The sequence below is a fragment of the Paraburkholderia sp. Ac-20336 genome (assembly GCF_017105025.1).
Lineage (GTDB): Bacteria > Pseudomonadota > Gammaproteobacteria > Burkholderiales > Burkholderiaceae > Paraburkholderia.
In genome coordinates this window covers 13,026-26,450 of record NZ_JAAGPS010000005.1, presented here as the reverse complement: position 1 = coordinate 26,450, position 13,425 = coordinate 13,026, and the positions used below count along the sequence as shown (strand labels likewise).

Genomic DNA, 13,425 nt, shown 5'->3' with positions numbered 1-13,425 from the left:
TCGCCGAAGTGCGGGGGTTTTTATTTTTCGGACAGATTTAAAGGGTGGCCACTTATTTGTGTAACCGCATGGTTCAAAAATACGGCTCCCGGGCTATAACGGAGAAAATGCAATTCGACTACTCTTGAATAGTCCCGCTTTGACTGCCGCCTAATGGCTGCCTGACGGACTGCCAAGGCGGATTATTCCGCCGCCGCTCAATGTCCGTTCAATGTCAGCAGCAAACTGCGCCTTCTTGCATAACGGCTTTTGCTCCCCGGTTTCGCGGGCGTCGCGCGATGCCACCTGAATGCATAACGCTTGGCTGGTGCATAACTGGTGCATACTTGCCGCAAAGTCACGCGTCTAAAGCCTTCTTTTCCTCCATGTCTGAACAGTTTTCGCCGCAACCGGCCCTGGATGTACCAATTGTCTTCGTCGATCTTGAAACGACGGGCGGCTCGACGAGCGAGCACCGTATCACCGAAGTCGGCGTCGTCGAGGTGGGGCCCGCCGGCGTATCGCGCTGGAGCAGTCTGATCGACCCGCAGCAGCCGATTCCCTCGTTTATCCAGCAACTCACCGGTATCACGAATGAAATGGTGCGCGGCGCGCCGACCTTCGAGTCGATCGCCCCGGCGCTTTTCGAGCGCCTGAATGGCAAGCTGTTCGTCGCGCACAACGCGAGTTTCGATCGCGGATTTCTGCGCGGCGAGTTTCGTCGTGCGGGGCTCGCGTTCGATCCCGACGTCCTGTGCACGGTGCGGCTATCGCGTGCGCTGTTTCCCGCCGAAAAGCGCCATGGGCTCGATGCGCTCGTCGAGCGTCACGCGCTCGTGCCCGCCGATCGCCACCGCGCGCTCGCCGATGCCGATCTGATCTGGCAGTTCTGGCAGCGTCTGCCTGCACTCGTGCCGCCCGAGGTGCTGCGCGCGCAGATCGAGCGCACCACGCGGCGCTACCGGCTGGCCGGCGACATCACCGAAGACCTGCTCGATACCGCGCCGCCGGGCTGCGGCGTGTACGCGCTCTACGGCGAAGGCGATGCGCCGCTTTACGTCGGACGAAGCGTGCGCGTGCGTCAGCGGCTGCGCTCGCATCTGACGGGCGAGCGGCGCTCGTCGAAAGATATCCGGCTCGCGCAGCAGGTACGGCGGGTCGAATGGCGCGCGACCGGCGGCGAGCTGGGTGCGATGCTTGCCGAAGCCCAGTGGATCGCGACGCTGCGGCCGAGCCAGAATCGCCTGCCGCGCGTGACGAAGAGCGATCCCGCGGACGCGCCGTGGCCGTTTCCGGGCGCGATCGTTTTCGAGGAGCGCGAGGACGCGTCGCGCGTTTTTCATGTGGTCGACCGTTGGCGCTACCTCGGTCATGCGCCGTCGCTCGCGCTCGCCGCGCAATTGCATGCGTCGGCGAGCGCGGGGCCGTTCGAGCTGTCGACCTATCGCATCCTGCAGAGTCATCTTGCGCGCGGTCTGCGCGTGATGCCGCTCGGCGCATCGGGCGAGGCGCCCAGGTCGAACAGCGCGTCGAGCGCTGAGTCGAGCCTCGTCTGAACGAGGCTCGCGGGCATCCTGTCGGGGCGCGCTGCCGGGTTCAACCGGTTGCGCCGACGCCGCCAGTTTCGCACACGTGACCGAGCGCGCGCGTCAAGGCGCTCGAATGCGCAGAGTCGTAGCGGGTCAGTGATTTCCAGCTCGCCAGCGACCGCGCGACACGCGACGGACAATCTTCTGCCGTGCGCAACGGCTGCACGCGCGCTAGTCCGGCCATGAGCGATTGCGTCAGTTTGTCGAGCTGTGGCCGGATGCTGGCGGCGAGATCGGGCGCGGGCCCCTGCGGCGGTTGTGTACTGCGCCACGTGGCAAAGAGCGCGTTCTGCACGTCCTTGCTCGCGTCGATCTGATCCTGGAAGAACGCGCGTGCAAACGCGGGGTCGACGTTCGCCGCGGCGGCGCGCTTCTCCACGTCGGCGAGCAAGGCGTTTTCGCGCGGCGTATCGGTGATCGCCTGATGATGGGCCCATTTCCAGCGCGCGACCGGTTCCGCGAGCGCGAGGCGTTGCGAAACCAGCGCAATCAGATTAGTGAGCGCGGTGTCGTCGCCATCGGCGAAGGCCGGAGCGGGCGCGAGGGCGAAGCTGGCGGTGAGTGCAAGGGCGGAGAGCGCGTATGACGCGCCGAAGCGATGCGGACGATTCATGTAGTGAACGAGGCCGGGTGGCCGCTGAGGAAAAATGAGAAGAATAAATGATGTCCGGCAGACGGCGCGTATTACGCGGCTGAAACTACGGCGCGACTGAAACTGCGAGCGGAGACTCAATGAAGTCGCACGCGGGGCATGCGCCCGAAGGTACGACAAACGCGGCATACAGAAAGAACGCGCATGCGTCCACGCACTCTGGCTGAGTGGCGCGGCATCGTTGTAATCAGGCGAACCGATTTACCGTCGCGACGCGAATGTCGGACGCAAAGTTATAACGATAATGAGGGCGCGTGCATTTAGCGCGTACCTGTTGCACGCGCGTCGATGTTGCACCGCATGATTGCACGATTACTTCGGATCGTACGACTTGCGTTGTTCGTCGAAAAAAGCGCGAACATGCTCAGGCAGTTCGGCACCCAGAAACTCGACGCCCACGGGTTCCGGATCCGGGTAAAAGACTTTATCCGGGGTCGGAATCTTCGGTGGCTTGGCATCCATGATCTTTCTCCTTTACAAACCGATTATCTGCCTCGGTCCCCGCATCGCACCAGCGTCCGATGCACGTCACCTGTTCTCTGTTGCTTTAACGGCACAAGCCAACACTTGAACAGAGGGTTTGAATAAAATTTATCGTCTGACTATCGCATCCATTGCCGGTCTGCATTTTCCGGTGCGAAATCTGAATTAGCCGGCTCCTCCCCGTCATGCCCATCTGTACCGGGCCCTGCCTTCCCGTCCGCAGTCCGCGCAATTCGTGCGCCGCCTTAACGTTTTTATGTGAATCAATCATGACAATGTTTGTGCGGCGCCACATCGGCAAGATTTTCTGCCTGTAAGGCCGAGCGTTCGCTATTTACCCGTTGAACGATTTCCGGCCTGATTTTTTGTAAACGACAGATTCACTCGCCTCGTTGACGTTGCGCACGCCTTTTAATGATTTTCATGCGGGAATTAACCGTTGAAGGTTGGGTAACAAACCCATGGCCGCACTTTGTGCCAAAACATCCGCATTCGACGACAGAGCATTCCGGATGGTCCTAGCCGCACTTGCCTGAATTCAAAAAAACGATGGAACGCGTCGGAGAGCATGCGGAAGGTGACGCCCACTTGCTGGCGAACCGTGTGCGGATCGCCAGCAAGTGGGTTTATTGCTTATCGTCGTCCAGGAAGTTCAGGATGGCCTCGTTGAACGCCTCCGGAGCCTGAATAAACGCGAAGTGGCTGGCGTCAGGCAGGATCGTCAGGCGTGCATGCGGAATCGTTCTCGCCATATATTCCGTGTGGCTGCGCTTGATGGCTTCGTCATGATCGCCGTCCATCACGAGCACCTCGGACCTGATCGACCGGAGCTGGTCGTCCGTCCAGTTGGGCTGGGCCGCCCACATATTGCCGATCTGGGCGAGAAAATCCTGGTATTGGTTCGGTGTGGGGGACAGCTTCGCGTACTCCTTGCCGGTGCGATCGATGAACGCCGCGAAAGTCGGGTTCTTGTCGGCGTCCGGACGCGTGCCGTCGGTGTTGGTGTTGGCGCCGAACGCGACGATCTTGCCCACCCGATCCGGATGGCGCATGGCCATGTCGAGAGCCTGAATGGCGCCGTCGCTCCAGCCGACGATGTCGGCCTGCCTGATCCGGAGCTTGTCCATCAGCGCGATGACGTCGTCGGCCATCAGGTCATAGCTGTACGGCGTCGTATCGCGCGTGCTGCGGCCATGGCCGCGCGAATCGACCACGATGACGCGATGATTCACGCGTAGCGCTTTGACCTGAAGGGCCCACCAATCGGAATTTGCCAGGCCGCCATGAAGCAGAATGACCGGGCGGCCGTGTCCCACCTCCGCGTTGTAAAGCCTGATGCCACGAAGCTCGGTACGGGACGAGCGATCATAGTGCGGCGGCGTCGGCGTATGCGGCAGCGTCTGCCAGCGCTCGACGGCCAAAGCGGCATGGGTGGCGGCAAGCAGCGCAACGGCAGCCAGCGTGGACATCAACCCTTGCTTCCGGGAATGCGTTTTCATTTTCGGGTTCTTGTTTCTGAGTGTGGGTAGGGGCATGGGGAAAGTGCGTGACGGTTCGACAAATTGAAACGGCCATCGCCCAGGTGGAGGATCAACCGTTTTTTCCAGCATTCGCGTACCGGCGAAATCAGTCGATGAAAGCGGCGGCGTTGAGAGCGACTCGCCATGCGTCCAGATCGGCATTCCAATGCCAGCAGGCGCGCATGGTTTTCGTTGAAGGCCTCGCGCAGGCCGCCGGGCGTGCGCGGGGGCGCAGCCACGGCGTCGCCGTCGGCGAGCGTTTGGTGGGCGAGGGAGCGGCCGATGCCGCGTGCGGCTTCCGTGCTGAACCAGACCCTCGAATGGGTTGGTGAGTGCCTGTCCTGATACTCCCTGTGCATGGCGTTACGGGATGGCGACGCTCATGCCGCCGTCGGCCATGATGACCGAACCGACCATGTAGCTGGCGCGCTCCGATGCGAGGAAGGCCACGACTTCCGCGATCTCTTCGGGGCGGGCCGCCCGCCCGATCGGCGCTTTGCGGCCGTGCTCGGCCAGATAGGCCGGCCCGTCCGGCTGAATGGCATTGGTGATGTTGGTGATGGCATCGCCGGAGCCGACCGCATTGACGCGGATGCCGTGGCCGATGGCTTCCAGCGCGAGCGTGCGCGTGAGTTGAGCCAGCGCGCCCTTGGACGCCGCATAGGCGGCAATGTTGGGGAACGACTGGTAGCAGGCATAGGAGCCGATATTGACGATGGCTCCGGACCCGGCCGCCATCATCGGCCGCATGGCTTCGCGGGAGAACAGGAACGCGCCGGTGGCGTTGACCGCCAGTATCTGGTTCCAGTCCTCGAGGCGCATCTCGACCACCGGCTTGCTGGTGATGATCCCGGCGTTGTTGACGAGAATGTCCAGCCGGCCGAACTGCTCCAGGGCTGTTTGCACGGCCAGCGTGGCGCTGGCTTCCTGCGCGATGTCCGCGACCAGCGGCGCGATGCCGTCGCGCGCGAGGGCATTGACGTTCTCGCTCAGGTCCACGGCGACTACGCGCGCGCCCTGGCGATGCAGCAGCTCGACCGTGGCGAGACCGATACCGCTGGCTGCGCCGGTGACGATGGCGACGCGTCCGGCAAACGGCGCGTCGTGAGAGGATGAAGTGACGTAAGACATAGGGATTCCTTAAGAGAATGATTGCGTGGGATCAATACGGGCTTGCAGTGGGCCGCACGATGATTTCGCTGACGTCCACGCCGTCCGGCTGCGCGATCGCATAACCGATGGCTTGCGCCACGGCCTGCGGCGGCAGGGCAATGCGGCGAAACTCGCGCATGGCCGAGCGTGCCGTTTCGTCGGTGATGTGATCGGCCAGCTCCGACTCGACAACGCCGGGGCTGACGACGGTCACGCGAAGCGAATCCGTCTCCTGGCGCAGCCCGTCGGAGAGGGCGCGTACCGCGTATTTGCTGGCGCAGTAGACGGCGGCGGTCGGCGTGACCGCATGCGCGCCGATCGAGGCAACGTTGACGATGTGGCCGTACCCCTGTGCCTGCATCACGGGCAGGACGGCGGCGATGCCGTTCAATACGCCGCGCACGTTGACGTCGAGCGTACGGTTCCATTCGTCGACCTTCAGCGCGGCCAGCGGCGACAGCGGCATGACGCCCGCGTTGTTGATCAGCACGTCGATGCGGCCGTAGCGCTTGTGGGCGAACGCGGCGATCTGCTGAAGGTCTTCGAGCCGGGTGACGTCGAGCGCGATCGCATCCACACTGGCGCCCTGAGCGCGCAGTTCTTCCTGCAGGGCCGTGAGGCGGTCGATACGGCGCGCCCCGATGACCAGGTGGTGGCCCATCTGCGCCAGATGCCGGACCGTGGCCTCGCCAATGCCGCTGCTGGCGCCCGTCAACACGATGACCTTGCTTGTATTCGACGTAGTCGATTCCATCTTTTCTCCTTGTTGCCCAGTGCGAGCGAATAAAGCCGTGGCGGGGAATGAACAAGGTGAAATCGTAGAGAGGACGCGTCCCCCGGACTAGACGCAAGCCTATCGCGTCGTTGCCTATTCCTATTTCTCATCTATGAAAACCACTTCGTTGATGAAAAAATGTAGCTTATTCGTATTTGAGGAATAACTCGCTTCATGAGCAAGCCGCGTCCTGACACATCCCGGCAGGCCGAGATGGCCGCACTGATCCGGCAGCTCGCCCCGCAGGAAGGGCATACCCGTTCGCTGCTGGACGGCGTACGCCTGATGCGGGCGGATCGGCCGCTGGGGCGCACGCCGGTGCTGTATGAGCCGAGCATCGTGATCGTTTGCCAGGGCAGCAAGCGCGGCTATCTGGCCGATCAGCTCTATCGCTACGATGCCCAGCACTACCTGGTGCTCTCGGTGCCGCTGCCGTTTTCGACCGAAACCGATGCCAGCCCCAGGGAGCCCTTGCTCGCCGTCTCCGTACGGCTGGACATGACCGCCGTGGCCGATCTGGTCATCGAGGTGGAGCATCACGCCTGCGCGCCGGCCACCACGCCCGTCGGCATTATTTCCACCCCGCTGGACACCGCGCTGGCCGATACGACCGTGCGCCTGCTCAAGGCATTGACCTCGCCGATCGAAGCCCGCGTGTTGGGTCCGGCCATCGTGCGGGAACTGTGCTTTCGCGTTCTGATGGGTCCGCGCGGCGGAGCGATCAGGGCGGCGCTGGCCAGCCAGGGCAACTTCGGCCGGATCTCGCGCGCCCTGCGCCGTATCCATAGCGATTACGCCCAGGCGCTGGACGTCGGATCGCTGGCGCGCGAGGCGGACCTGAGCATCCCGGCCTTCCATGCCCACTTCAAGACCGTGACCGCCACCTCGCCGATCCAGTACATCAAGTCGGTACGGCTGCATCAGGCACGGTTGCTGATGATCCGCGACGACCTCACCGCGGCGGCAGCAGCCGTGCGCGTCGGCTACGAAAGCGCATCGCAGTTCAACCGCGAGTTCAAGCGGCTCTTTGGCCGCAGTCCCGGCGAGGAGGCGCGCGAAATGCGCTCGGCTTTCGCGCTGATGGCGCCCGCGCAACTCGACGCAATAGCGGCGACCCATTAGCCGTGCCCCATTAGCGCAACGGCACCGGGCCCACCGCTTCCCAAGGAGAAACGATGCAGACGAGCACGCTGGATAAACAACTGGCATTCCTGAAGGAAATCGATCGACTGAAGTCCGTCATACGGCAATCCCCATTGCTGGACCGCAGCAGGAAAGAGAATTCCGCCGAGCACTCCTGGCACCTCGCGATGTACGCGCTGATACTGAGCGAGCATGCTGGCGAGACCGTGGATGCGACTCGGGTCATCCAGATGCTTCTGCTGCATGACATCGTCGAGATCGACGTCGGCGATTTTCCGATCCATGGCGGCACGTCGCGCGAGTTGCAGGCCGAACAGGAGTCGAAGGCGGCGGTGCGATTGTTCGGGCTGCTGCCGCAGCCGCAAGGTAGCGAGCTTCTCGGCCTGTGGCAGGAATTCGAGCTTGCGCAGACCGCGGACGCGAAGTTCGCCAAAGCGCTTGATCGCTTCCAGCCCTTGCTCGTCAACCTCGCGACCGGCGGCGGCACCTGGACGGAGAACGACGTCTCGCTCGATCAGGTGCTCTCCCGCTATGGCCCGGTGATCGAAGCCGGGGCGCCCGATCTGTGGGCGGCATGCGAGCGATGGGTCATCGAGCATTTCCGGAACGGGCAAGCGGTGTAGTTCGCGATTCGCCATAGACTCGTCGTACGTTTGTGCGTACGGCGTCAAATGCCCGCGTACCAGTCGTAGCCCCGATCTTCCCAATAGCCCCCCGGCCACCCCACAAGGTATCGAATGCCGGGACGACTTCGATCCGCATCAGGTACTTCGCCTGCTTGTAGCCGAGTTGTCTTTCGACTCTCAGCCGCAGCGGCGCGCCATGCGCCACCGGCAGAGCCTTGCCGTTCATCGCATAGGCGAGAAGGGTTTGAGGGCGATAAGCATCGAGCAGATCGATGCTTTCGTAATAGCGGCCGCTGCCGTCGAACGTGACCTCCAGTTCGTCCGCGCAGTGGAATACGACATAGCGCGCACCGGGCTTCAGGCGCGCGAGATCCAGTATTCGCCCGAGCGGCACGCCTTGCCATTGGCCAATTGCGCTCCACCCCTCGACACAATCGTGCCGGGTAATCTGCGTGCGCGATGGCAGACGCTTCAGTTCGTCAAGCGACAGGCTGAGCGGTTGCTGTACGAGCCCATCCACCTGCAATCGCCAGTCGGCGAAGCCGTTCTCGAGCAGCTGGTTGTACTCCTCGGAGTCGGGGGCTTGAGTGCCATTGGCGCGGAACACGGGCGACAAGTCGGCCACGCTGTATTCCGGAGCCAGCGATTGACGGCCGAGCAGCAAGCGCTGGCTCTCCATCGTCAGCCTCTCGCTATTGCGCAGCAAGGCGCCGAACCCGGTACTTTGCGTTGCTCGATCGCATCCGGCAAGCAGAACCGCGCCGGCACCGGATATCAAGCCTGCCAGCATGCGCCGTCGCGAAAACCCTGATTTCATCGTGCCTCTCCCGAGTGGTCGATCGCATAACGCCCGTCGATCATCGAACGCAAGTTGTTCCAGAAGCCGGACAGGACGACCATCAACACATGGACGACGACAAACAGCACGAGCAAGGACGCCGTGATGAAGTGCAACGTACGCGCCGAAGGGCGGCCGCCGAACAGGTCGGGCAGGAATGGAAAGACGGCGTCCATACCCGGCGACATCGTCAATCCGGTCAACACCATCAACGGCAGCAGCACGAGTGCCACGAGCAGATAGGTGATCTTTTGCAGGGCGTTGTAGCGTCGTGCCTCATCGCCTTTGGCGAAACGAAGGCGCGCGTGATCCAGTACTTCGCGCCACACATGCCGCGGTGCGAGCTGGTCTCGATCCGGCAATAGATCGCGGCGAATATGGCCACGCCAGAAGCCGTGCGCGAGATAGATCGCGCCATTGATAACCAGCAGCCATCCAAACAGAAAGTGCCAATTCCGGGCTGCGCCGAGATCGTAGTAAGAAGGAATCGTGAGCCAGGAAGGAAATGCTCGCGGCACGACTGCATTGCCTTCCTGGGAAACACCGAGAAGGCCTGTCGTCCCGATACTCAGCGAACCGATGCGCAAAAAACCGTGCAAACCGTCTGCCTGTTTCCGCGACCCGATGACAATGAATGCATGGTCGGTATCCGCGCCATATTTGCCCCAATACAGTCTGGGGTGCGCATTGAAGATTTGCAGCCCACTCATCAACATGACGGAAAGGCACAGCACATTGATCCAGTGCGTGATGCGCACTGTCGCTGAATGTCGCCGGATAAACCGGCGGCGCGTCGGGCGGGGAAGCGGTGCCCGCGCATGCGTTGAATCAGGGGTGTTCATTGAAAAGCCTCGTACCGGCTGGCGGATAACACCAGCCGGTCATGGTGGTCGCTACATTACATCGGCGGCACGACGCCGTTCTTGCCCACGATCAGTTGACCCGAGCTCAGCGCGCCGTTTGCCTCTTGCTGTGCGGGGATAAATACCGCCGTGCCGGGTTTCACGTCGTCGGGTGTGGCGGGCGCCAATGTCACGACAGGCGTACCGTTCGGAATGGAGATCTTCTTTTCCTGGCCGTGATAGTTGACGGTCACGGTGCTGCCGTCCACCGACTTGACCGCGTCTCCCACGGTCGCGTTGGTCATCGTGCTATTGGGTTTCAGGTCCCAGCCATAACTGCCTTCTCCGGTCCCCTTCAATGCCGGCGGGAAAATCAGCACTTCCAGGGCGCCGTCGCCGCCTTCGGATTTGGGCAACGATGCAATACCGACAAAATCGCCCGGCTTGATGTCGCCGATACGGGCTTTCACGACTGCCGATGCTCGCCAGCCGTCCTTGAGCTTCACCGTGAGCGCTTGGCCGTCGCGTGATTTCACCTGAAGCTGGTCGCCCGCTAACGAGACGACCGTACCCCGCACACGAACCGCCTGGTCCGCCGCGTGAGCGGCAGTGGCAGCGGCCAGGCCGCTGGTCGCGAGTACGACACCGGTCAGGTTGCGGGCGAGAAGTTGGCGAAGTCGTGCAATATCCATCTTGATTCTCCTGGGTGATATAAGCATCGCGTTACCGATACATGGCGCGTGAACGAAGAAAACCGTCGAAAGCCGCGCCGGGCAACTTCCGAAAGTGACGAATCAGTGCATAGCGATCCTAAGCAGCTTGCACACGCCCGCGTTGCGAGCGCATCCACCAGTATTGCAACGCCGCTCCCACCACGAAGATGCCGAGCCACGCCGCCAGCGTGCTGCGCACAAGGGGAGAGGCGGGACCTTCCGCGAGGGGATGGGCAACGGGCAGCCGCGTCAGCGTCTCGTTGATCCCGGGGACCAGCAGCAGGAAGAAGCTGAATGTGAAGCCGAACTGGGATAGATAGGCTCGCGCGCGCCCCAGAATGGATATCCGTGGAATCAGTAGCGCGGCGCCTATTGCGAGGAGCGCCAGAATACCCAGGGCATGGCCGGCGTTGAAGCCGCCGGTGCTGGATAGCCCGAACGAGGTAAGCACCGACACGACCAGTCCGCCGAGATAAATCCGTCCCGACTGCCTGGTGCTATCGATGCCGTGATAGCGGACGAAGCTATAGAGTCCCGCAACAAACGGAACCAGGCTGACGATGGTATGGCAAGCGCCCAAAGTGGAAATAGGGTGGGGCATAAGACGGTAGCTCCGAAAAGCAACCAACTAGTTGATTGGTTGGGTGGTCAAAAAAATGATCGCCTTACTGGTTCGCCAGTCCAGTAAGGCGATCGGTTTTACGCAGTCAGTCGGCCAATGGCCGAGCGCGAAATGGCACGGAACGATTCCGGATTGCCCAATGCTCGCGCCGTCAACATTGCGCCATGCACGGTGGACATAAACGTTTGAGCTTCGACGCGAGCGCTGTCGCGCAAATGGAATTGCGACTTTGCCGCGCCCTTCTTCAGAACCGTCGCGATCCACGTGGTCAGGTCTTCGAAATAGCCGTGCACTTCGTCTGCAATCTCTTGCGGGATCATCGGTGATTCGGCTGCCAGCATGGCGCAAATGCACATGGACGATGTGCCTTCGCGTATGCATTGCGCCCAGTAGTCGGTGTAGGCCGTCAGTTGCGCGAGCGGATCATCGAGTTGCCGCTGCATGGCGGCCAAACCTTCCCGGGCCTGCTCGCGGTGTTGTGCGACCACGGTCAGAACGAGGTCGGCCTTGCTCGGAAAATGATGATGGATGCTGGCCTTGCTGATATTGACCCGCTCGGACAGATCGGCATAGCTGAACCCGTTGTAACCGCCGGCGGCGAGCAGGAGCTTGGTATGCTCGGCAATTTCGGTGGCGCGGGGAGACAGTTCCACACTCATGAGTATTGACTCGATTGGCTGAATAGACGCGTGAGACAACATTCACCCGGTTCGATACGACAGGATCGTTGTCGTCTGCAATGGATTGCAATCTACTAGTTGGTTGGTTTCGCGTCAAGACTTTCCGCAGACATTTTTAATCCGGGACGCCTGATGGTGCTGTCCGCATGCGGGCAGTACGTTCGTCCTGGCCATGGATTCATGGCGGTAAAGATGACTGGGCTGGAATCTTGACTATTTTGGACCATCTGGTTTATAAATATGCCATGCCTAATCCACATGCCACCGCCGACCGGCAGCGAGGACGTCCTCGCGAGTTCGACCTCGACCAGACTATCGAGCACGCAATGCAGATTTTCTGGACGAAGGGCTATCAGGGCACCTCCTTGCCGGACCTGCTGGACGTCACTGGGCTCTCCCGAGGAAGCCTGTACGCAGCCTTTGGCGACAAGCACGGCCTTTTCCTGCTCGCCCTCGATCGCTACATCGTCCAGGCACTCAAGCGCCTCGACGATGAATTTGCCTCAGGCCAGAAAGCCCTGGCGGGGCTCAAGGCATGCATGAATGGTTATGTTGCGCGCACGGCGGGCGCCGCCGGCAAGCGCGGCTGCCTCGTCGTGGCGACGGCCATGGAATTAGCGGCACATGACGAAGAGGTTGCGAGCCGGATCGCTCATTTTTGGAGCGCCATGGAGGCGCGGTTGGTCAAAGCCTTGAAACGCGCCCAGAAAGAAGGGGATCTGGCGAGGAACGTCGACCCCGCGGCGGCGGCTCACGTGCTCGTTTGCTTTCTCGAAGGCCTTCGTGTCGTTCGCAAGATCGGCTTCAAACCCGACAGGGCAAAGGATGCCGTGCAGGCACTGATCAGCAGCCTGACGGCTTGAATACGGAAGACAAGGCACGACGCATTTTCGCGCGTCGATTTTTGGACTGATTGGTTTATTTATCAATGAAAGCTATTCATATCGCCGCGGCCCTGCTGGTTCCTTTGCTGTGGGGATTGCAGTATGCCGTCATCAAGGCGGGGCTCACGGTGCTGCCGCCGTTATTCTTCGCCGGCCTGCGGTTTGCCGTGATTGCCGCGATTCTTATCCCTTTCGTGGGGCGTATTCGCGGGCCGGAGATTCGACCGATCTTCCTGATTTCCTGCTTCATGGGCGGGGTGAACTTCGCCTGCGCCTTCGTGGGACTCACCAGATCGCCGGCTGGTGTCGCCGGGATTGCCAACCAGTTGTGGACCCCGTTCACCCTGATGCTTGCCTGGCCCATGCTGGGCGAGAAACCCTCTGCCCGAATGGTGTTCGGCGTCGGTATCGCACTATGTGGCGTGGCGCTTTCGATCGTCGATCCCAGGTTGAAGGTCTCGGCCATTCCGACGCTCTTCGTGATCGGGTCGGCGCTCGGATTGGCGATCGGCAATGTACTCGCCAAAAAATTCGGCCCGTTCGATCCGGTGAAGCTCTTTGCCTGGATGTCGTTCTTCACGGCATTCCAGCTGCTGGGACTTTCGCTGATCGTGGAGGGCGGTCAGATTGCCGCGCTGCAGAGGGCTTCGAGTTCAGAGTGGCTGGCTTTCGCCTTTACCGTCATGCTCGGCGGGATCGCCGCCTTCATCACCTGGTTCTGGCTTATCGGGCGGTTCTCGATGGCCCGGGTCGCGCCCTATGCCTTGCTTCAATCATTTTTCGCCATTAGCGCGGGCGTTGTCTTCAGGCATGAACCCATTACGCCGGCGCTGATGCTGGGCGCCATCATTTGCGTCTCGGGAGTCGCACTCAGTCAATGGCCGATCTCCGCGCGGTTCCGTACAGGAAACGGGACGCGGTGAATCG

Annotated in this window: 16 protein-coding genes; 6 read left to right on the top strand and 10 right to left on the bottom strand. The window is 61.6% G+C overall.

Annotated elements, in window-relative coordinates:
• The first annotated feature begins 365 nt into the window (after positions 1-365).
• Positions 366-1,535 (top strand): exonuclease domain-containing protein, encoded by a 1,170-nt coding sequence (locus tag GXB81_RS03560; protein ID WP_205988394.1) that lies wholly within the window; start codon positions 366-368, stop codon positions 1,533-1,535.
• A 40-nt stretch (positions 1,536-1,575) separates the two neighbouring features.
• Here GXB81_RS03560 and GXB81_RS03555 read toward each other — a convergent pair whose 3' ends face one another.
• The 3 genes from GXB81_RS03555 to GXB81_RS03545 form a co-directional block, all read right to left on the bottom strand.
• Positions 1,576-2,181: a chorismate mutase gene (locus tag GXB81_RS03555; RefSeq protein WP_205988393.1), complete on the bottom strand. Its 606-nt coding sequence runs from the start codon at positions 2,179-2,181 to the stop codon at positions 1,576-1,578.
• A 351-nt stretch (positions 2,182-2,532) separates the two neighbouring features.
• Positions 2,533-2,682 carry a hypothetical protein gene (locus GXB81_RS03550; protein WP_167046539.1) on the bottom strand — a complete coding sequence of 50 codons (150 nt, stop codon included), beginning with the start codon at positions 2,680-2,682 and terminating at the stop codon, positions 2,533-2,535.
• 647 nt (positions 2,683-3,329) lie between these two features.
• Positions 3,330-4,172 carry an alpha/beta hydrolase gene (locus tag GXB81_RS03545; RefSeq protein ID WP_241016223.1) on the bottom strand — a complete coding sequence of 281 codons (843 nt, stop codon included), beginning with the start codon at positions 4,170-4,172 and terminating at the stop codon, positions 3,330-3,332.
• Positions 4,173-4,249: 77 nt separating this feature from the next.
• Here GXB81_RS03545 and GXB81_RS03540 point away from each other — a divergent pair, with 77 nt between their 5' ends.
• On the top strand, positions 4,250-4,555 hold the full coding sequence (locus GXB81_RS03540) for a hypothetical protein (RefSeq protein ID WP_167281563.1): 306 nt from the start codon (positions 4,250-4,252) through the stop codon (positions 4,553-4,555).
• Between the two features lie 31 nt (positions 4,556-4,586).
• On the opposite strand, the gene GXB81_RS03535 is transcribed toward GXB81_RS03540, so the two are convergent.
• The gene (locus tag GXB81_RS03535; RefSeq protein ID WP_205988391.1) at positions 4,587-5,354 is read right to left on the bottom strand and encodes an SDR family oxidoreductase; all 768 of its coding nucleotides are present in this window, start codon (positions 5,352-5,354) and stop codon (positions 4,587-4,589) included.
• A gap of 31 nt (positions 5,355-5,385) precedes the next feature.
• On the bottom strand, positions 5,386-6,129 hold the full coding sequence (locus tag GXB81_RS03530) for an SDR family oxidoreductase (RefSeq protein WP_167046548.1): 744 nt from the start codon (positions 6,127-6,129) through the stop codon (positions 5,386-5,388).
• 195 nt (positions 6,130-6,324) lie between these two features.
• On the opposite strand from GXB81_RS03530, the gene GXB81_RS03525 reads away from it, so the two are divergent.
• Both GXB81_RS03525 and GXB81_RS03520 read left to right on the top strand, forming a co-directional pair.
• Entirely contained in the window at positions 6,325-7,272 is a 948-nt protein-coding gene (locus GXB81_RS03525; RefSeq protein WP_240159173.1) for an AraC family transcriptional regulator, read from the top strand.
• Between the two features lie 53 nt (positions 7,273-7,325).
• On the top strand, positions 7,326-7,916 hold the full coding sequence (locus tag GXB81_RS03520; protein WP_167281559.1) for an HD domain-containing protein: 591 nt from the start codon (positions 7,326-7,328) through the stop codon (positions 7,914-7,916).
• On the opposite strand, the gene GXB81_RS03515 is transcribed toward GXB81_RS03520, so the two are convergent.
• The 5 genes from GXB81_RS03515 to GXB81_RS03495 form a co-directional block, all read right to left on the bottom strand.
• Positions 7,882-8,736, bottom strand: coding sequence for a molybdopterin-dependent oxidoreductase (locus tag GXB81_RS03515; protein WP_205988390.1), 855 nt, complete (start codon positions 8,734-8,736; stop codon positions 7,882-7,884). The genes GXB81_RS03520 and GXB81_RS03515 overlap by 35 nt on opposite strands.
• Positions 8,733-9,599, bottom strand: coding sequence for a cytochrome b/b6 domain-containing protein (locus tag GXB81_RS03510; protein WP_241016222.1), 867 nt, complete (start codon positions 9,597-9,599; stop codon positions 8,733-8,735). The genes GXB81_RS03515 and GXB81_RS03510 overlap by 4 nt, the downstream gene beginning before the upstream one ends.
• Positions 9,600-9,655: 56 nt before the next feature.
• Positions 9,656-10,291: a hypothetical protein gene (locus GXB81_RS03505; protein WP_205988389.1), complete on the bottom strand. Its 636-nt coding sequence runs from the start codon at positions 10,289-10,291 to the stop codon at positions 9,656-9,658.
• 118 nt (positions 10,292-10,409) lie between these two features.
• Entirely contained in the window at positions 10,410-10,913 is a 504-nt protein-coding gene (locus GXB81_RS03500; protein ID WP_167046562.1) for a hypothetical protein, read from the bottom strand.
• Positions 10,914-11,011: 98 nt separating this feature from the next.
• Positions 11,012-11,593 (bottom strand): TetR/AcrR family transcriptional regulator, encoded by a 582-nt coding sequence (locus GXB81_RS03495; protein WP_167046563.1) that lies wholly within the window; start codon positions 11,591-11,593, stop codon positions 11,012-11,014.
• Between the two features lie 230 nt (positions 11,594-11,823).
• Between GXB81_RS03495 and GXB81_RS03490 the strand changes: the two genes are divergently transcribed.
• Together GXB81_RS03490 and GXB81_RS03485 are read left to right on the top strand one after the other, a co-directional pair.
• Complete coding sequence (locus tag GXB81_RS03490; protein ID WP_241016221.1) at positions 11,824-12,477, top strand: TetR/AcrR family transcriptional regulator; 654 nt, start codon at positions 11,824-11,826, stop codon at positions 12,475-12,477.
• A 65-nt stretch (positions 12,478-12,542) separates the two neighbouring features.
• Complete coding sequence (locus GXB81_RS03485) at positions 12,543-13,421, top strand: DMT family transporter (RefSeq protein WP_205988388.1); 879 nt, start codon at positions 12,543-12,545, stop codon at positions 13,419-13,421.
• The last annotated feature ends 4 nt before the right edge of the window (positions 13,422-13,425 follow it).

Bases quoted from the DNA above. Each gene is read 5' to 3' on its own strand.
- GXB81_RS03505 (WP_205988389.1), bottom strand. From the start codon at position 10,291: ATGGATATTGCACGACTTCGCCAACTTCTCGCCCGCAACCTGACCGGT.
- GXB81_RS03530 (WP_167046548.1), bottom strand. From the start codon at position 6,129: ATGGAATCGACTACGTCGAATACAAGCAAGGTCATCGTGTTGACGGGC.
- GXB81_RS03520 (WP_167281559.1), top strand. From the start codon at position 7,326: ATGCAGACGAGCACGCTGGATAAACAACTGGCATTCCTGAAGGAAATC.
- GXB81_RS03495 (WP_167046563.1), bottom strand. From the start codon at position 11,593: ATGAGTGTGGAACTGTCTCCCCGCGCCACCGAAATTGCCGAGCATACC.
- GXB81_RS03485 (WP_205988388.1), top strand. From the start codon at position 12,543: ATGAAAGCTATTCATATCGCCGCGGCCCTGCTGGTTCCTTTGCTGTGG.
- GXB81_RS03545 (WP_241016223.1), bottom strand. From the start codon at position 4,172: ATGTCCACGCTGGCTGCCGTTGCGCTGCTTGCCGCCACCCATGCCGCT.
- GXB81_RS03510 (WP_241016222.1), bottom strand. From the start codon at position 9,599: ATGAACACCCCTGATTCAACGCATGCGCGGGCACCGCTTCCCCGCCCG.
- GXB81_RS03515 (WP_205988390.1), bottom strand. From the start codon at position 8,736: ATGAAATCAGGGTTTTCGCGACGGCGCATGCTGGCAGGCTTGATATCC.
- GXB81_RS03555 (WP_205988393.1), bottom strand. From the start codon at position 2,181: ATGAATCGTCCGCATCGCTTCGGCGCGTCATACGCGCTCTCCGCCCTT.
- GXB81_RS03525 (WP_240159173.1), top strand. From the start codon at position 6,325: ATGAGCAAGCCGCGTCCTGACACATCCCGGCAGGCCGAGATGGCCGCA.
- GXB81_RS03500 (WP_167046562.1), bottom strand. From the start codon at position 10,913: ATGCCCCACCCTATTTCCACTTTGGGCGCTTGCCATACCATCGTCAGC.
- GXB81_RS03550 (WP_167046539.1), bottom strand. From the start codon at position 2,682: ATGGATGCCAAGCCACCGAAGATTCCGACCCCGGATAAAGTCTTTTAC.
- GXB81_RS03535 (WP_205988391.1), bottom strand. From the start codon at position 5,354: ATGTCTTACGTCACTTCATCCTCTCACGACGCGCCGTTTGCCGGACGC.
- GXB81_RS03560 (WP_205988394.1), top strand. From the start codon at position 366: ATGTCTGAACAGTTTTCGCCGCAACCGGCCCTGGATGTACCAATTGTC.